Source organism: Variovorax sp. GW823-FHT04B03 (assembly GCF_058796495.1).
On sequence record NZ_JBXAIT010000004.1, the window covers coordinates 614,448 to 632,379 of the forward strand.

Below are 17,932 nucleotides of genomic sequence, written 5' to 3' on the forward strand. Positions count from 1 at the left end.
CGCCGCCGGCCTGCATGCCCGGCGGGAAAAAGCAAACGCCGGCTATTCTGCCAGCGCGCACTGCACGGGCTTGGCGCCCAGGAGCGTCACGCACACCTGCGGATCGATGCCCACGAGGTAGCCGCGCCGCCCGCCGTTGATCGCGATCTTCGGCAGTTCGAGCACGCTCGACTCGATGTAGACCGGCATCTCGCGCCGCGTGCCGAAGGGCGAGGTGCCGCCCACCATGTAGCCGCTGTGGCGCTGCGCCACCTCGGGCTTGCAGGGCTCGACCGACTTGGCGCCGATCTGCCGCGCGAGGTTCTTGGTCGAGACCGTGCGGTTGCCATGCATCAGCACGATCAGCGGCTTGGCGTCCTGGTCCTGCATCACCAGCGTCTTGACCACGGTGAACGGATCGAAACCCAGCACCTGCGCGCTGTGCTGGGCGCCGCCGTGCTCCTGGTACTCGTAGGGGTGCTCGGTGAAGGCGACCTTGTTCGCCCGCAGCAGCTGGGTGGCGGGCGTCTCGGAAACGTGGGCTTTCTTGCTCACTTGCTCAGATCAGGCGGCGGGGTCGCGGATGTCCAGGCGGATCTTGTCGATCTCGGCCAGCACCTCGGCCGACAGCGTGGTGCCGTAGGCGTCCAGGTCTTCGTCGAGCTGCGCCACCGAGGTCACGCCGATGATCGTGCTCGCCACCTGCCACTTGGTGTAGCAGAAGGCCAGCGCGAGCTGCGTGGGGCTCAGGCCGTGGTCGCCTGCGAGCTGGTTGTAGCGCCGCGCCGCGCGCAGCGCGTCGGGCTTGCCCCAGCGCTGCTTGCGCACCGACTCGTAGCTCGAGATGCGCGCGCCCTTGGGCGCGTCGGGGCCTTCGATGCCGCTCTGGTCGTACTTGCCCGTCAGCAAGCCGAAGGCCAGCGGCGAGTACGCCAGCAGCGACACGCCGAGCCGGTGCATGGTCTCGTCGAGCGCGTTCTCGTGCGCGCGGCTCACCAGGTTGTAGACGTTCTGCACCGACACCACGCGCGGCAGCCCGTGCTGCTCGGCCAGCCGCACGAACTCGTGCACGCCGTAGGGCGTCTCGTTCGACAGGCCGATGGTGCGCACCTTGCCCGCCTTCACCAGCTTGCCCAGCGCCTCGAGCTGGTCGTGGATCGGCGTCTGCGAGGTTTCCTTCTCGGGGTTGTAGTGGATGTTGCCGAACACCGGCACGTGGCGCTCGGGCCAGTGGATCTGGTACAGGTCGATCACGTCGGTCTGCAGGCGGCGCAGGCTGCCGTGGCACGAGGCCTCGATGTCGGCCGCCGTCATGCCCGTGCCTTCGCGCACCCAGGGCATGCCGCGCGAGGGGCCGGCCACCTTGGTCGCCAGCGTGATCTTCTGGCGCGTGCCGGGGTTGGCCGCAAACCAGTGGCCGATGATGGTTTCGGTCGCGCCGCAGGTTTCCTTGCTCGCCGGCACCGCGTACATCTCGGCCGTGTCGATGAAGTCGACGCCGCGCTCGAGCGAACGATTCAGGACGGCATGAGCCGTGGGCTCATCGACCTGCTCGCCGAAAGTCATGGTGCCGAGGCAGATCGGGGTGACGTGGAGGTCGCTCTGACCGAGTGGAATCTTTTTCATGCGCGGAATGCTAGCGCGCCCGCGCGGCAGGCGCTGCCCCGGCCCCGAGAAACCGAGCGCCGCCCTGTCCTGTGGCGGACTGCGCGCGGCGCGGCCTCTCCGTATCATCGAGCGCCATATGTACCAAGCCCTCCGCCCCTCGCGCAGCGAATTCGTGCCCGTGCGCAACCTGAACTACCACGTCCGCCTCTGGGGGCAACCTTCGGGCGAACGCCCGCCGCTGGTGCTGGTGCATGGCTGGATGGACGTGGCGGCCTCCTGGCAGTTCGTGGTCGATGCGCTGAAGGACGACCGCTTCATCATCGCCCCCGACTGGCGCGGCTTCGGCCTCACCGACGGCGGCGGCGTCGACAACTACTGGCTGCCCGACTACCTGGCCGACCTCGAATGGCTGCTCGACCACTACGCCGGCGAAGGCGACGATGCGCGCCCGGTCGACCTCGTGGGCCACAGCATGGGCGGCAACGTCGCCATGCACTACGCGGGCGTGCGCCCGGCGCGCATCCGCCGCCTCGTCAACCTCGAAGGCTTCGGCATGCCCGCGCGCCAGCCCGCCGAGGCGCCCGCGCGCTACGGCCAGTGGATCGACGAGCTCAAGGGCCTGCACCGCGGCGAGAAGGCGCTCGCGGGCTATTCGGCGGTGGACGGCGTGGCGCGCCGCCTCATGAAGACCAACCCGCGCCTCACGCAGGACAAAGCCGACTGGCTGGCCGGCCACTGGTCGGCGCCGCAGGCCCAGCCCGACGGCAGCGCGCGCTGGCAGATCCTCGGCGAGGCCGCGCACAAGATCATCAACGCCAACATCTTCCGCGTCGACGAAACCCTCGCGCTCTACGCGCGCATCACCGCACCGACGCTGATGGTCGAGGCCTCGGACGACAGCCTGCACGGCTGGTGGAAGGCCCGCTACACGCTCGCCGAATTCCATGAGCGCCTGAAGTCCGTGCCTTCAGTGCGCATCGAGCAGCTCGACGACGCGGGCCACATGCTGCACCACGACCAGCCGCAGCGCGTGGCGCAGCTGATCGAGGACTTCCTGGCCTAGTTTGACTTCTGCGTGGCGCGGCGCAAGGCCGCGCGCGCCAGCAGCCGCGTCGAGTCGAGCGTCGGCAGCGGCGAGTTCGCATCGCTCATGATCAGCGGGATCTCGGTGCAGCCGAGCACGACCGCGTCACAGCCCTCGGCGTCCTTCAGGCGCTGCATCACGCGCTGGAAGGTGGCCACGGCCTCGGGCTTGAAGATGCCGCAGACCAGCTCGTCCATGATGATCCGGCCGATCTCGGCGCGCTCTTCGAGCGTGGGGCGCACGTATTCGAGGCCACGCGCCGAGAGCTTCTCGGGATACACCTCGCTGTCGGTCAGCCAGCGCGTGCCCGTGATGCCGATGCGGCGAAAGCCCCGGCGCACGGCCTCGTCGGCCACCACCTCGGCGATGTGCAGCCAGGGCCGCGGCGAATGCGGCGCCACGTGGTCGAAGGCCTGGTGGATGGTGTTGTCGGGGCAGATCAGGAAATCCGCGCCCGCCGCGGCGAGCTTGCGCGCGGAGCCGAGCATCAGCGCGCCCACGCCCGCCAGGTCGCCCGCGTCCAGGCAGCGCGTGTACTCCGCGAGCGAGGGTGTGTGCATCGACACCTCGGGGTGCGCATGCGGGCCGAGCAGCGCCGCGCCCTCGATGCAGATGGTCTTGTAGCAAAGGGCCGCGCCTTCGGCGGAGCAGCCGACGATTCCGATGTGCAGGGTCATGGAGCGCATCCTACAAAAGCCGACGCGGTTTATCCGGCCTGCGGATATGCAAGCGCGCAAATCTTCGTTCGCGGCGCGCAGCGTGCGACCTAGAGTGCCCGACTCCCCTTGCCGTCTCCCGGAGTTGTCGCCATGCCTTCCCTTTCGCGCGCGCCCTCGTGGCTGCGCCGCCTCGCCCCGCTGTCCTGCGGGCTCGCACTGAGCCTGCTGCTGCTGGCCCCCGCCCACGCGGACGACCTGCGCGTCGGCTTCATGCCCGGCCCCTACCGCGACGCCTTCACTCACGGCATCGAGCCCCAGTTGAAGAAGCTGGGCTACAGCATCAAGTACGTCGAGTTCAGCCAGGGCGTGCAGCCCAACGACGCGGTGGAGCGCGGGCAGATCGACGCCAACATCTTCCAGCACTCGCTGTACCTGAACGCCACCAACAAGCAGCAGGGCTTCGACCTCGTGCCCGTGGTGCATGTGCCGACGCCGCCCATGGGCCTGTATTCGCGCCGCCACAAGACGCTCGACGCCGTGCCCGACGGCGCCACCGTCACGCTGCCGGCCGATCCGGTGAATGCGGCGCGCGCGCTCAACATCCTCGCGGCCATCGGCTGGGTCACGCTCAAGCCGGGCGTGAGCCCGCTGAGCGTGTCGGAGCGCGACATCGCGAGCAACCCCAAGCGACTGAAGATCGTGCCGCTGGACGCCGCGCAGGCGCCGCGCTCGCTGGCCGACGCCGACCTCGCGGCCGTGCAGGGCAACTTCGCCGTGGCCTCCGGGCTCAAGCTCACCGAGGCGCTGAAGCTCGAAGACATGACGCTGCCCTACGTCAACGTGGTGGCGGTGAGGCGCAGCAACGAACACGCGAAATTCGCGAAGGACATCGCCACCGCCTACCAGTCGCCCGAGTTCCAGAAGTTCTTCAAGGCCAACCCCGTGTGGGCGGGCTACCGGCTGCCGGACTACTTCAACCAATGAGCAACAAGAAAACCACCACGCCGCGCAGGCAGCTGCACCTCAACGTCAACATCCTCCATTCGGGCTTCGTGCCCTCGGCCTGGCGCCTGCCCGAGAGCGACCCGTGGGCGTTCGCCGACATCCAGCACTACATCCGCACCGCGCAGATCGCCGAGGCCGCCAAGCTCGATGCTGTGTTCCTGGCCGACAACGCGGCCATCGTCGACCAGATCCACTTCCGCCCGATCACCGCACTGGAGCCCACCATCCTGCTGGCCTGCGTGGCCGCCGCGACCACGCACATCGGCCTCATCGCCACCGCCTCCACCAGCTACAACGAGCCCTACAACCTCGCACGCCGCTTCGCCACGCTCGACCACGTGAGCGCCGGCCGCGCCGGCTGGAACATGGTGACCACGGCCGACCTGCCCTCGGCGCGCAACTTCGGCCTGGACACCACGCCCGACCACGCGAAACGCTACGCCCGCGCCTCGGAGTTCGCCGACATCGTCAAGGCGCTGTGGGACAGCTGGGAAGACGACGCCTTCGTCGGCGACAAGGCCGCCGGCCGCTTCATCGACCCCGCCAAGGTGCACGCCCTCGCGCACCGCGGCGAGCACTTTGCAGTGCAGGGCCCGCTCAACCTGCCGCGCCCGCCGCAGGGCCACCCCGTGCTGGTGCAGGCCGGCGCCTCGGCCGACGGACGCGAGCTGGCATCGCGCCATGCCGAAGCCGTGTTCTCCGCCTCGCAATCCTTCGAAGAATCGCAGGCCTACGCACGCGCCCTCAAGACCCGCGCCGCCGAGCTGGGCCGCGGCCCCGACGCAGTGAAGGTGCTGGCCGGCCTCACCACCATCGTCGGCGCCACCGAAGCGCAGGCGCTTCGCCGCCGCGACGCGCTGGTCGACCTGATCCCGTGGGACTACAGCCTCATGCGCCTGGCCGGCACGCTGGGCATCACGCCCGACCGCCTGAAGCTCGACGAGCGCCTGCCCGACGACCTGCCGCTGCCCGGCAATGGCAACGGGAACCACACCTTCTTCAACGCCGTGGTCGCGGCCGGGCGTACGCACGGCTACACGGTGCGCCAGCTGATCCGCGAACTCGCAGGCGGCGGCGGGCACCGCGTGATCGTCGGCACGCCCGAACAAATCGCCGACGACATCGAGCACTGGTTCAGGGGCGGCGCGGCCGATGGTTTCAACCTGATGCCCGATGCGCTCCCGCATGGGCTGCAAGACTTCGTGGAGGGCGTGGTGCCGATCCTGCAGAAGCGAGGCCTCTTTCGCACGGAGTACGAGGGGCGCACGTTGCGCGATCACCTGGGGTTGGCGCGACCAGCAGGGCGGGCGGCGCAACGGCTTGCAGCCTGAAGGTTCCGTTCCCCCACAGCGTGCCCTGTGCCCAGGACACTGGGTGCTTCCCGCAGCGAAATCAAGGAGGAGGCCGCAGGCCGGGGGACATTCGCGGAGGGAAGTACCCGGTGGCCTGGGCACGCCCCCCGAACAGTCGGCTCAGGCTTCCCACCACCCCTCGTCAAAGCGCCCCTGCAAGAAGGCCACGAACCCCGACACCTTCCCCGGCACCAGCTTCGGCGAAGGAAACACCGCGTGGATCTCCTGCTCCGGCAGCGCGTGGTCACCCAACACGGCGTTCACCTTGCCAGCCGCCAGCGACTCGCTCGCCACATAGCGCGGCATCAACGCAATGCCCAACCCGTCGCGCGCCGCAGCCAGCACCGCCGACAGGTTGTTCGACCGGAAGCGCCCCGACACCGGCACCGTCACCGGATCGCCCTTGGGCGTGTGCATGCGCCAGAACTCGTCGCCCACCACGCTGCTGTAGATCAGCGCCACGTGCGCGCTCAGGTCCTGCGCGCGCTTGGGCGTGCCGTGCTTCTTCAGGTAGGCCGGTGACGCCACCATGACCCACGGGTTTGCGCCGAGGTAGCGCGCGCCCAGTGACGAATCGGCCAGCTTGCCCATGCGGATCGCCACGTCGATGCCCTGCGCGATGAGGTCGACATAGCGGTCCTCGAAGCTCAGGTCGAGCTGCACCTGCGGATGCCGGCGCATGTACTCCAGCGCCAGCGGCACCACCACGCGCCGCCCGAAGGCCACCGACGTGCCCACCCGCAAGAGGCCCTGCGCCTGGTTCTGGCGCAGCTGCACGATGCTGTCGGCCTCCTCGGCGTCGCGCACGATGGTCTTGCACTTCTCGTAGTACAGCGCGCCCGGCTCCGTGAGGCTCACGCCGCGCGTGTTGCGGTTGAGCAGCCGCACCTTCAGGCGCGCCTCCGTGGCCGCGACCTGCTTGGTCACGGTGGGTTGCGTGGTGTTGAACTCGCGCGCCGCCTTCGAGAAGCTGCCGGTCTCGACCACGCGCACGAACATTTCCATTGCCAATAGACGGTCCATGGCCGGATGGTAGCCACTTATTCCGCCATGGAATAGGTTTTATGGCCCCCAGCCGTCTTCTTGGAATGCGCCCCGCTTCCTACAGTGAGGCCACCTCAAGGAGACTTTCAAATGGCAAAGATGACAGCGGTCCAGGCCGCAGTTCTGGTGATGGAAAAAGAAGGCGTGACGCAGGCCTTCGGCGTGCCGGGCGCAGCAATCAACCCGCTGTACTCGGCCCTGCGCCAGCGCGGCAGCATCTCGCACATCCTCGCGCGCCACGTCGAGGGCGCCTCGCACATGGCCGAGGGCTACACCCGCGCCGTGGCCGGCAACATCGGCGTGTGCATCGGCACCTCGGGGCCTGCGGGCACCGACATGATCACGGGCCTGTACTCGGCCTGGGCCGATTCCATTCCCATTCTGTGCATCACCGGCCAGGCACCGCGCGCACGCCTGTACAAGGAAGACTTCCAGGCGGTCGACATCGAGTCGATCTCCAAGCCCGTCACCAAGTGGTCGGTCACCGTGCGCGAACCCGGCCAGGTGCCGCAGGTGTTCCAGCAGGCCTTCCACCTCATGCGCTCGGGCCGCCCGGGCCCCGTGCTCATCGACCTGCCCTTCGACGTGCAGATGGCGCAGATCGAGTTCGACATCGACGCCTACGAGCCCCTGAAGCCCTACAAGCCGGCCGCCACGCGCGCCCAGATCGAGAAGGCCATCGGCATGATGCAGGCGGCCGAGCGCCCGCTGATCGTGGCCGGCGGCGGCATCATCAATGCCGACGCCTCCGACCTGCTCGTGCGCTTTGCCGAAGCCACCGGTGTGCCGGTGATCCCCACGCTCATGGGCTGGGGCGCCATTCCCGACGACCACCCGCTCATGGCCGGCATGTGCGGCCTGCAGACCAGCCACCGCTACGGCAACGCCACCGTGCTGGCGTCGGACTTCGTGCTGGGCATCGGCAACCGCTGGGCCAACCGCCACACCGGCTCGGTCGACGTCTACACCAAGGGCCGCACCTTCGTGCACGTGGACATCGAGCCCACGCAGATCGGCCGCGTGTTCACGCCCGACTTCGGCATCGTCTCCGACGCCAAGGCCGCGCTCGAGCTCTTCGTCGAAGTGGCCGAGGAAATGAAGGCCGCCGGCAAGCTCACCGACCGTGGCGCCTGGGCCGGCGAATGCCGCGAGCGCAAGAAGACCTTGCTGCGCAAGACCAACTTCGACACCGTGCCGATGAAGCCGCAGCGCGTGTACCAGTGCATGAACAACCACCTGGAGCGCGACACCTGCTACGTGAGCACCATCGGCCTGTCGCAGATCGCGGCCGCGCAGTTCCTGCACGTGTACAACCCGCGCCACTGGATCAACTGCGGCCAGGCCGGCCCGCTGGGCTGGACCATTCCCGCCGCGCTGGGCGTGCGCGCCGCCGACCCGACGCGCAAGATCGTCGCGCTCTCGGGCGACTACGACTTCCAGTTCATGATCGAAGAGCTGGCCGTGGGCGCGCAGTTCAAGCTGCCCTACCTGCACATCGTGGTCAACAACTCCTACCTCGGCCTGATCCGCCAGTCGCAGCGCGGCTTCGAGATGGACTACTGCGTGCAGCTGGCCTTCGACAACATCAACGCACCGGCCGACGCCGGCATCGAAGGCAGCTACGGCGTCGATCACCTCAAGGTGGTCGAGGGCCTGGGCTGCAAGGCGATCCGCGTGCACAAGCAGGAAGAGATGGCGCCCGCCATCGCCCGCGCAGAAGCGCTCATGGCCGAGTTCCAGGTGCCGGTCGTCATCGAGGTGATGCTGGAGCGCGTGACCAACATCGCGATGGGCACCGAGATCGACGCCATCAACGAATTCGAACCGCTGGCCGAAAGCACGGCCGACGCACCGACCGCCCTTGCGGTGGCGATGCTGGATTGAGGAGACAAGAGACATGCCCAAGTTCGCAGCCAATCTCACGATGCTCTTCACCGAGCTGCCGTTCATGCAGCGCTTCGAGGCGGCCGCCAAGGCCGGCTTCAAGGCGGTGGAGTACCTCTTCCCCTACCCCTTCGACAAGAAGGAACTCGTGGCCGCCCTGCGCGCCAACGGCCTGCAGCAGGTGCTGCACAACCTGCCGGCCGGCGACTGGGACAAGGGCGAGCGCGGCATCGCCTGCCACCCGGACCGCACCGGCGAGTTCCGCGAAGGCATCGCGCTGGCCATCGACTACGCCACGGCGCTGGGCTGCCCGCAGCTCAACTGCCTGGTCGGCAAGGTGCCGGCGGGCGTGAGCACCGACGCCGCCCACAAGACCGTGGTCGAGAACCTGCGCCTCGCAGCGCGCGAACTCGAAGCAGCTGGCCTGCGCCTGCTGATCGAGCCGATCAACACCTTCGACATCCCCGGCTTCTTCCTCACGCGCACCGACCAGGCGCTGGCGCTGATCGACGAGGTGGGCTCCAACAACCTGCGCGTGCAGTACGACATCTACCACGCACAGCGCATGGAAGGCGAGCTGGGCAACACGCTCACCAAGCAGCTGGCGCGCATCGGCCACATCCAGCTGGCCGACAACCCGGGCCGCGGCGAGCCGGGCACGGGCGAGATCAACTACCCGTGGCTGTTCCAGCACATCGACGCGCTGGGCTACGACGGCTGGATCGGCTGCGAATACAAGCCCCGTGCCACCACCGTCGAAGGCCTCGGCTGGCGCGAAGCCCTCACGAAGAAGCAATGAACGTTCACGAAGGAAACAGAGACATGACCACTGCAGCACAAAAAATCGGATTCATCGGCCTGGGCATCATGGGCGCCCCCATGGCGGGCCACCTGCTCGACGCAGGCCACCAGCTCTTCGTGAACACGCACGGCAACACGCCCGAGCCCTTCGTCTCGAAGGCCACCATCTGCGGCTCGGCCGCCGAAGTGGCGCGCAAGGCCGACATCATTTTCATCATGGTGCCCGACACCCCCGACGTGGAGAAGGTGCTGTTCGGCGCCCCCGGCGCGGAAGGCGTGGCCGACGGCCTGAAGGGTTCGCAGGGCAAGATCGTGGTGGACTGCAGCTCCATCGACCCGATCGCCACCAAGGAATTCGCACGCCGCATCGTGGCGCTGGGCGCCGGCTACATCGACGCGCCGGTCTCGGGCGGCGAAGTGGGCGCCAAGGCCGCGAGCCTGACGATCATGTGCGGCGGCGACGAAGGCACCTTCGGCCGCGTGAAGCCGCTGCTGGACAAGATGGGCAAGAACGTGACGCTGGTGGGCGGCGCGGGCGACGGCCAAGTCTGCAAGGTGGCCAACCAGATCATCGTGGCGCTCAACATCGCCGCCGTGAGCGAAGCCCTGGTGTTCGCCTCGAAGGCCGGCGCCGACCCGGCCAAGGTGCGCCAGGCACTGATGGGTGGCTTCGCCAGCTCGCGCATTCTCGAAGTGCACGGCGAACGCATGATCAAGCGCACCTTCGCGCCGGGCTTCCGCATCGCACTGCACCAGAAGGACCTGAACCTGGCGATGCAAAGCGCCCGTTCGCTGGGCGTGGCACTGCCGCAGACCGCGAACGCGGCGCAGCTGATGAATGCTTGCGCGGCGATGGGCTACGGCCAGCTGGACCACTCGGCGCTGGTGAAGGCTTTGGAAGCCCTCGCCCAGCACACCGTGACTCCCGACTGAAACTAGGTCTTTGCAGTCTCCAGAGACTCTTTCAGGTTGCGCCGGCGCCATGCCCAGGTCTTCACGGCCTGCGGCAGGATGCCGATGCACGACGCGTAGTACGTCACCTTGAAGCCCCAGAAGCGCGGCCCGATGGGCGTGTTGCGGAACAGGTCGCCGGCCAGGATGGACAACAGCGCCTCCTGCATGCGCCAGATGTTGCGCGGCGCCATGAACAGGCGGCGGATGGCGGGCGAGGTGATGCGGTAGATGAACCACGAGAACATCTTCGGCCCGTGCTTCATCACCTTCTCGTAATGGCGGAAGGCCTTCTCGGCCTCCTTCGCCTCGCCCTTGAGCCAGTGGTCGGCGCAGGTCGCGGCCTCGAAGCCGCTGTTCATCGCCAGGTACACGCCCGAGGAAAACATCGGGTCGACGAAGGCGTAGGCGTCGCCCACCATCATGAAGCGGTCGCCACGGCAGAACTTGGAGTCGTAGGCGTAGTTGCCGGTGGTGGTGGCGCCTTCCATGAGCGTGGCGTTCTTCAACCGCGCAGCCAGCTTGGGCGCCAGCGCGATGGTCTGCATCAGGAAGTCCTCGAGCGAGGCGCCCTGGCGCCGCTTGAAGTAGGCCGGCGAGGCCACGGCGCCCACGCTCACGGTGCCGTCCTTCAGCGGGATGTACCAGAACCAGCCGTGGTCGAACCAGAAGAGCGAAATGTTGCCCTCGAAGCGGCCCGGCCGGCGCTCGGCGTTGGCGAAGTGGCCGTACAGCGCCGCGCTCGCATGCTTGCGGTTGCGCTGCTTGGCGTCGAACTGGTTCGACAGCAGCGTGTCGCGCCCGCTGGCGTCGATCACGAAGCGCGGGCGCCATTCGGTCTCGGTGCCGTCGTCGGCCTTGACCTTCACCAGCGGGCGGTTGTCGGGCGTGCCCTTGCCGGCGTCCATGTCGACGCCGGTGACGCGCCGGCCCTCGAAGGTGCGCGCGCCGCGCTTGCCGGCGTGGCGGAACAGCAGCTCGTCGAATTCCGAACGGCGCACGTGCACCGCATAGGGAAAACTCTTGTCCATCGCCTGGCCGAAGTCGAAGTGGCTGCTATGGTCGTGCCAGGGCGAGACGAACTCGGCGCCGTGCTTGCGCAGGCCGATGGCCTCGACCTCGGTGCGCACGCCGAGCCGGTCGAACAGCGGCATGTTCATCGGCAGCAAGGATTCGCCGATGTGAAAGCGCGGATGTTGCGCCTTCTCGAGCAGCACCACGTCGTGGCCCTTGTCTGCGAGCAAGGCAGCCACCGTGGAGCCCGAAGGGCCTCCGCCGATGACCACGACATCCGGCTCGGTGCCGGTGAAAGGTCCGGGTGTCATTCGATGTCCCTCCGTGTTGTTCTGTGGTTGTGGACGTTGGTTCGCCGCACCGCCCGTGCGGCACGGATTTGCCCCCCGGAAACGGGGGTGTTGAAGTTTAGCGAGTCGGCAGACCCTCTCGATCAGGCGGAAGATAGAGGGTCTCGTCGTTCCCCCCGAGAGAAGAGGCCGCGCTTTTGCGGTAGCCTCATTGCCCGCCAGAACCTAGGAGACTTTTCAAATGGCTGCATCCCTGTCCCCCGCTGAAGAAGCACTTCGAGAAGCAGCGCGCGAATACCACCGCTCGCCCGTCAAGGGCAAGATCTCGATCACCCCCACCAAGCCCCTGCTGAACCAGCGCGACCTGTCGCTGGCTTACTCGCCGGGCGTGGCCTACCCCTGCCTCGACATTGCGGAAGATCCCGCGCTCGCGGCCGAATACACCGCCCGCGGCAACCTCGTGGGCGTCATCACCAACGGCACCGCCGTGCTGGGTCTGGGCAACATCGGCCCGCTGGCCTCCAAGCCCGTGATGGAAGGCAAAGGCTGCCTGTTCAAGAAATTCGCCGGCATCGACGTGTTCGACATCGAGCTGGCCGAGAACGACCCCGACAAGCTGGTCGACATCATCGCGGCGCTGGAACCCACGCTGGGCGGCATCAACCTCGAGGACATCAAGGCGCCCGAGTGCTTCTACATCGAGAAGAAGCTGCGCGAGCGCATGAACATCCCGGTGTTCCACGACGACCAGCACGGCACGGCCATCATCTCGGCCGCGGCGCTGCTCAACGGTCTGGAGCTGGTCGGCAAGAAGATCGAAGACGTCAAGATCGCCGTCTCGGGCGCCGGCGCTGCCGCCATCGCCTGCCTGGACGTGATGGTCGGCCTGGGCGCCAAGCCCGCCAACATCTACGCCTGCGACTCCAAGGGCCTGATCTACATGGGCCGCGCGGGCGGCTTCGACGAATCGAAGGCCCGCTACGCCCAGAAGGACACCGGTGCGCGCACCCTGGCCGACGTGGTGAAGGACGCCGACGTGTTCCTGGGCTGCTCGGCCCCCGGCGTCATGAGCGCCGAGATGGTCAAGACCATGGGCACGCAGCCGATCATCCTGGCGCTTGCCAACCCCGAGCCCGAGATCCGCCCCGAGCTGGCCAAGGCCGTGCGCCCCGACTGCATCATTGCCACGGGTCGTTCGGACTACCCGAACCAGGTCAACAACGTGCTGTGCTTCCCGTACATCTTCCGCGGGGCGCTCGATTGCGGCGCGAGCAAGATCACGGAAGAAATGAAGCTGGCCTGCGTGCGCGAGATCGCCGACCTCACCAAGGCCGACATCAGCGAAGAGGTGGCCACCGCCTACGCCGGCCAGGAGCTGGCCTTCGGCCCCGACTACATCATTCCCAAGCCCTTCGACTCGCGCCTGATCCTGCGCATCGCGCCGGCCGTGGCCAAGGCGGCCGCCGCCTCGGGCGTGGCCTCGCGCCCCATCGAAGACATGGAGGCCTACCGCCAGCACCTGACGCGCTTCGTCTACCAGACGGGCATGTTCATGCGCCCGGTGTTCAGCGCCGCCAAAATTTCCACCACCAAGCGCGTGGCCTACGCCGAGGGCGAGGACGAGCGCGTGCTGCGCGCCGCGCAGTGGGCGGTCGACGAAGGCCTGGCCCAGCCCATCCTGGTGGGCCGCCCCGCCGTGATCGAGGCACGCATCCAGAAGGCCGGCCTGCACATCCGCCCCGGCACCGACTTCGAGATCGTGAACCCCGAAGACGATCCGCGCTTCCGTACCTACTGGGAGAGCTTCCACAAGCTCATGGGCCGCCGCGGCGTCACGCCCGAGGCCGCCAAGACCATGGTGCGCCGCTCCAACACCACCATCGCCGCGCTGATGCTGCACCTGGGCGATGCCGACGCGATGATCTGCGGCCTGGTCGGGCGCTTCGACGTGCACCTGGAGCACATCCGCAACCTGATCGGCCTGAAGCGCGGCGCGCCCGGCTTTGCCACGCTGAATGCGCTCACGCTCGAGAAGCGCACGGTGTTCATCACCGACACCAACGTGAACGAAGACCCGAGCGCCGAGTTGCTGGCCAGCATCGCCGTGATGGCCGCCGAAGAGGTGCGCCGCTTCGGCCTGCCGCCGAAGGTGGCCTTCCTGTCGCACTCGAACTACGGCACCTCCAGCCGCGGCTCGGCGCGCAAGATGCGCCTGGCGCGCGACCTGTTCTCGCAGATGGCACCCGACATCGAGTGCGACGGCGAGATGCACGGCGACGCCGCGCTGTCCGACGAGATCCGCCGCACCGCCCTGCCCGAGACCACGCTCACGGGCGAGGCCAACCTGCTGGTGTGCCCGAACCTCGACTCGGCCCACATCCTCTACAACGTGCTGAAGATGACGGGCGCGAACGGCATCACGGTGGGCCCGATCCTGCTGGGTGGCGCGAGCTCGGCCCACGTGCTGACGCCTTCGGCGACGGTGCGCCGCATCATCAACATGACGGCGCTGGCCGTGGCGAAGGTGAAGGCGCAGGACTGACGCCGACGTTTCGTCGATGAAACACAACGCCCCGTCGCGGTCTCCGCGGCGGGGCGTTTTTCATGGGACGGCCGTGTTCAGGTGTGGACGGGCGACACCACCGGCATGTCGGCCGGGTCGAACACATTCCAGGCCAGCAGCTCCTTGTCTTCAGGCGGTGGCTCGCAGCCGCCGACGCGGCTGGGCTTCCAATCGAAACGCTGTTTCGTATCGGCCAGCGCCTCGGCACGCTTGAAGGCGGCCAGCGCCGAATCGATGACGGGCACGCCCAGCGCGTCCTGCAGCTGGCGGTAGAAGCCGAACTCGAGCGTGCAGCCCAGGATGAGCGCCTCGGCGCCGTCCTCGTCGATGGCGCGGCGGCCCTGCGCGATCATGCGGCGCACGGTCTCGTCGCGGTCGCGCTGGAAGTCTTCCACGCCGAGCTCCAGCGCGCGGAACGATGCGATCAGGTGTGCATGGCCGTACTCGCGCACGCGCGCCTCGATGCGCGGCACCCACTTGCGCCGGCCCACGATCACCGACACCTTCTGCGCCAGGTTGGACGCGACCTCGAACGAGGCCTGGCAGGGCGCGACCACCACGGTCTGGCCCGAGATCTCGCGCGCCTCGACCAGCACCGGGTCGTAGAAGCAGCCGACCACCACGGCGTCGAAGCCCTGCTGCGCGGTGTCGCGCACGGCGCGCACGATGTCGGCGCCCAGCAGCGCCTCGTAGCTCTGGTACTCGACGTGGTGCTGCACCGAGGCGTTGCGCAGCGACACCACCTCGACCTCGGTGCCGGGGTTCTTCACCTCGGCGAACTCCTGCGCGAAGCGCGCGTTGTAGGTGTCGTTGCCGACGGCCCGGATCCAGCGGATGCGCAGTGTCATGGCATGTCTCCGTTCAGGCCGGCGCGAAGGCTTCGCCCAGCGACTTCTCGAGCGGGCGGTACAGCTCGGGCATGAACATGGTGCGCGACAGCAGCAGCCGCGCGCGCGGCGCCACCAGCACGCGCAGCCGCGCGCCCTGGCGCACATGGGCCGACACCACGGGCTGGCCGTCGTCCGAGAAGGTCATGATCAGGTCCGGAAAGCGCGCGATGCGCTCGCCGCCCTGCGCCAGCAGCATGTACTCGTTGATGAAGCGCAGCGTGGTGCCGGCCGCGTCGTCGAGCTCGACCACGCCGACGTCCAGCCCTTCCTGCTGCTCGCAGCGGTAGCTGCGCACCGTGCCTTCGGCGACGAGACGGCCGTCGAGCGAACGGGCCACGGCATCGACGCCGCCGTCCAGGAAGGTCCGGCCCAGCGCGATGGCGTGGCTGATGGCGCCCGGTGCGCCGTGCTGGCGCGCATAGCCCACGGTCACGGGGTTGCGCGCCACGGCCACGAGGCCGCCCGCCTCCACCGAGGCGCGGCGCACCACGGCCGAGGTCTGCTCGAGCCGGCCCGACACCACGCCTTCGACATAGCGGTGCGGCTCGCCGCCCGCGTAGGCCTGCACCGAGAGGTAGTCGGGCTCGGTGTGCAGGCCCAGCGCGCCCATCACGCTCGAGGGGTGGGCGCGGCCGTTGCACGCGAGGTCGATCACGGGCAGGCCGGTCATGGCGGCATGGAACCAGCCGTTGACCGTGGTCTCGGCGCCGTTCTCGTTGGCGTGCAGCGCGACCAGCTTCTGGCCCGCCGGCAGCTCGCGCCGCAGCAGCTCCAGCGTGCGCAGCAGGTGCGCCGGCTGCACGTGCGGGTCGGGCGCGGCCGGCGCGCCCACGAGGGCCATGGTGGCGGTGAGCGCGGCGTCGTCGAACTCGTCGACGCTCCACAGCTGCGGCGTGCCGACCTGCAGCGCCAGCCGCGCGGCGCGCTCGCCGGCCGCGATGAGCCCGCCGCCCCCGCCGCCGAGGATGGCGCCGCCCCAGATGGCCGCGCGGACGTCGTCGCTGGTCAGATTGCGTTTCATGGATTCGATTCCTGTGTGTGTGTGATGAAAGGAAAGAAGGAGAACTACTTGCGCAGGCTCTTCACCGCGCCCGAGAAGAAGCTGTAGAGCGCGTCGCCCGCGATGACGCCGCCGGCGAACACCTCGAGCCGTTCGCGCGCGGCGGCGCCGAGCACGGCATGCACCGCGAGCCGGCAGGCGATGCCGGCCGCGACCATCCAGCCGGCCATCGGGCTGGCGATGAGCAGGCCGGTGGCGAACAGCACGCCCAGCTGCTGGCGCGGCCCGCCCGCCAGCTGCAGCAGCGCGCCGGGCACGGCCCACAGCGCCAGGCTGCGCGCGGTCTCGCCCGAGATGCCGGCCTTGATCGCGGCCACGTAGGCGGCGTTGATCGGCGCGGTCTGGTGGTTGGCGAAGAACAGCGGGTAGGCGCAGGCCACCACCACGATCGCCACGCCGAAGCCGACCATGCCGGCAATCATCTGTTCGCGCCGGCCTTCGAGTTCGAAGGCCGAGCCCGAGGCCTCGCCGCGCAGCAGGTGGCCGGCCTTGAGGTCGTAGCCCATGTCGGCAAAGGCCGGGCCGGTGGCGGCCGAGAAGCCGGCCAGCACCACCAGCGCCTCGGGCGGAAAGCCGATCAGGATGCCCAGCAGCAGCGAGATCAGCGCCACCGCGAAGGCCGGGAACCAGCCCGAGTGCATGGCCGCGATGCCCACGATGAGTTCGTGCACGAAGGCCGCGAAAGTGCCGTACACGATGAACAAGGCCAGCATGCCCGGCGACATGCCGGTGTAGATGCCGGTGCCCGCGCACAGCAGCACCATGATCGCGAGGTAGCCCGCGCCGCCCAGCTTGAGCGAGCGGCCGAGCACGCTGGCGGCGCGGGCCTCGGCCAGCGCCTCTGTCGTCGCGGCGGTGCCGTCAGTGTCGGCCGCGCGCCCGTGCTTCTTCAGCACCACGCGCGCCACCTGCACCAGCGCGACGAGGCCGGCGCCGATCATCATCCCGTGCGGCACGTAGCGCGTGCCGATGTCGAAGCCGAACAGCGGCGCCGAGTAGCCGCGCACCAGCAGCCCGATGCCGAAGGCGGTCATGGCGCCGAGTCCGCCGATCAGCGCCACGCCGAAGGCCGACATCGGCAGCTTGAACACCGCGCCCGCCACGCCGGTGGCCAGCCCGCCCAGCAGCAACCAGGCCTGCTTGCCGCCGCCGTCGCCCGCCTTGATGGCCTCGGCCGCGGCGATGCCCAGCGGCCACGGGTTCTTGGCCGGGAAGGCGGGCGTGTCGAACATGCGGTACAGCAGCCACGCGTCGAGCAGCATCGCCAGGCTCACGCCGACGAGCATCGGCACCACCATCTGCGGCAGGCCGAACAGGAAGGGAATGCCGATCGGCAGGAACAGGCTGTTGGCCGCGCCGAAGGTGGCCGACGAGATGCTCGTCTGCGCCAGGTTCTGCGCATGCACCGAGCGGAAGCCCCGGAACATGGCCAGCGGCACGCGCGCCAGCGTCATCGCCGCGAGCGCGCCGATCAGCGAGGTGCTCGGCGTGATGCCCAGGCTGGCCAGCATCTGGATGCCGACGATGGCGCCGAACACGCTCAGCACCACCGTGAGGATCAGGTTGGCGGGCGCGAGCGCCTTGGGATGCAGCGCGGCCGGCGGCAACGCGGTGTGCCCGGCGCCCTTGTCTTCCAGCGGCGCGACGGCGGTCACTTCATGGTGCATGGTCATTCCTTGTTAGTTCCATATTTTGGAACCATGTCCAATAAACTTGAACTTAATGATAAAACCGTACTTTCGGCTGTC

At 68.5% G+C, this 17,932-nt stretch carries 15 protein-coding genes; 7 read left to right on the forward strand and 8 right to left on the reverse strand.

The features are described 5' to 3' along the window. Positions 1-42: 42 nt before the first annotated feature. Both ybaK and AC1RAD_RS20170 read right to left on the reverse strand, forming a co-directional pair. The gene (gene ybaK / locus AC1RAD_RS20165; protein ID WP_139702042.1) at positions 43-534 is read right to left on the reverse strand and encodes a Cys-tRNA(Pro) deacylase; all 492 of its coding nucleotides are present in this window, start codon (positions 532-534) and stop codon (positions 43-45) included. A 9-nt stretch (positions 535-543) separates the two neighbouring features. After that, positions 544-1,605 carry an aldo/keto reductase gene (locus AC1RAD_RS20170; RefSeq protein WP_492736791.1) on the reverse strand — a complete coding sequence of 354 codons (1,062 nt, stop codon included), beginning with the start codon at positions 1,603-1,605 and terminating at the stop codon, positions 544-546. A 118-nt stretch (positions 1,606-1,723) separates the two neighbouring features. On the opposite strand from AC1RAD_RS20170, the gene AC1RAD_RS20175 reads away from it, so the two are divergent. Next, positions 1,724-2,650 carry an alpha/beta fold hydrolase gene (locus AC1RAD_RS20175; RefSeq protein ID WP_492736793.1) on the forward strand — a complete coding sequence of 309 codons (927 nt, stop codon included), beginning with the start codon at positions 1,724-1,726 and terminating at the stop codon, positions 2,648-2,650. Here the strand turns inward: AC1RAD_RS20175 and AC1RAD_RS20180 are convergent. Next, entirely contained in the window at positions 2,647-3,348 is a 702-nt protein-coding gene (locus AC1RAD_RS20180; RefSeq protein WP_492736795.1) for an aspartate/glutamate racemase family protein, read from the reverse strand. The two genes, AC1RAD_RS20175 and AC1RAD_RS20180, sit on opposite strands and share 4 nt — an antisense overlap. A gap of 132 nt (positions 3,349-3,480) precedes the next feature. Here AC1RAD_RS20180 and AC1RAD_RS20185 point away from each other — a divergent pair, with 132 nt between their 5' ends. Further along, the gene (locus tag AC1RAD_RS20185; RefSeq protein ID WP_492736797.1) at positions 3,481-4,314 is read left to right on the forward strand and encodes a MetQ/NlpA family ABC transporter substrate-binding protein; all 834 of its coding nucleotides are present in this window, start codon (positions 3,481-3,483) and stop codon (positions 4,312-4,314) included. Then, positions 4,311-5,666 carry an LLM class flavin-dependent oxidoreductase gene (locus AC1RAD_RS20190; protein WP_492736799.1) on the forward strand — a complete coding sequence of 452 codons (1,356 nt, stop codon included), beginning with the start codon at positions 4,311-4,313 and terminating at the stop codon, positions 5,664-5,666. Before AC1RAD_RS20185 ends, AC1RAD_RS20190 begins: the two co-directional genes overlap by 4 nt. Positions 5,667-5,807: 141 nt before the next feature. Here AC1RAD_RS20190 and AC1RAD_RS20195 read toward each other — a convergent pair whose 3' ends face one another. Then, a complete protein-coding gene (locus AC1RAD_RS20195; RefSeq protein ID WP_062473378.1) occupies positions 5,808-6,710 on the reverse strand; it encodes a LysR family transcriptional regulator in 903 nt (300 codons plus the stop codon). A 111-nt stretch (positions 6,711-6,821) separates the two neighbouring features. Here AC1RAD_RS20195 and gcl point away from each other — a divergent pair, with 111 nt between their 5' ends. From gcl to AC1RAD_RS20210, 3 genes are read left to right on the forward strand one after another with little or no spacing between them, the layout of a single operon-like run. Beyond that, positions 6,822-8,615: a glyoxylate carboligase gene (gene gcl / locus AC1RAD_RS20200; protein ID WP_062473376.1), complete on the forward strand. Its 1,794-nt coding sequence runs from the start codon at positions 6,822-6,824 to the stop codon at positions 8,613-8,615. A gap of 13 nt (positions 8,616-8,628) precedes the next feature. After that, positions 8,629-9,414: a hydroxypyruvate isomerase gene (gene hyi / locus AC1RAD_RS20205; RefSeq protein ID WP_492736802.1), complete on the forward strand. Its 786-nt coding sequence runs from the start codon at positions 8,629-8,631 to the stop codon at positions 9,412-9,414. Between the two features lie 23 nt (positions 9,415-9,437). Then, positions 9,438-10,349, forward strand: a complete 912-nt coding sequence (locus AC1RAD_RS20210) for a 2-hydroxy-3-oxopropionate reductase (RefSeq protein WP_390342163.1) — start codon at positions 9,438-9,440, stop codon at positions 10,347-10,349. A 2-nt stretch (positions 10,350-10,351) separates the two neighbouring features. Here AC1RAD_RS20210 and AC1RAD_RS20215 read toward each other — a convergent pair whose 3' ends face one another. After that, positions 10,352-11,692: an NAD(P)/FAD-dependent oxidoreductase gene (locus AC1RAD_RS20215; protein ID WP_492736804.1), complete on the reverse strand. Its 1,341-nt coding sequence runs from the start codon at positions 11,690-11,692 to the stop codon at positions 10,352-10,354. A gap of 220 nt (positions 11,693-11,912) precedes the next feature. Here AC1RAD_RS20215 and AC1RAD_RS20220 point away from each other — a divergent pair, with 220 nt between their 5' ends. Continuing rightward, positions 11,913-14,213, forward strand: coding sequence for an NADP-dependent malic enzyme (locus AC1RAD_RS20220; RefSeq protein ID WP_492736806.1), 2,301 nt, complete (start codon positions 11,913-11,915; stop codon positions 14,211-14,213). A 77-nt stretch (positions 14,214-14,290) separates the two neighbouring features. On the opposite strand, the gene AC1RAD_RS20225 is transcribed toward AC1RAD_RS20220, so the two are convergent. Genes AC1RAD_RS20225 through AC1RAD_RS20235 form a run of 3 tightly spaced genes read right to left on the reverse strand, consistent with a single transcriptional unit; the run spans position 14,291 to position 17,851 of the window. Further along, entirely contained in the window at positions 14,291-15,082 is a 792-nt protein-coding gene (locus tag AC1RAD_RS20225) for an aspartate/glutamate racemase family protein (RefSeq protein ID WP_492736808.1), read from the reverse strand. A 13-nt stretch (positions 15,083-15,095) separates the two neighbouring features. Beyond that, on the reverse strand, positions 15,096-16,145 hold the full coding sequence (locus AC1RAD_RS20230) for an S-methyl thiohydantoin desulfurase domain-containing protein (RefSeq protein ID WP_492736810.1): 1,050 nt from the start codon (positions 16,143-16,145) through the stop codon (positions 15,096-15,098). 44 nt (positions 16,146-16,189) lie between these two features. Next, positions 16,190-17,851, reverse strand: a complete 1,662-nt coding sequence (locus tag AC1RAD_RS20235) for an OPT/YSL family transporter (RefSeq protein WP_492736812.1) — start codon at positions 17,849-17,851, stop codon at positions 16,190-16,192. Positions 17,852-17,932 lie beyond the last annotated feature (81 nt).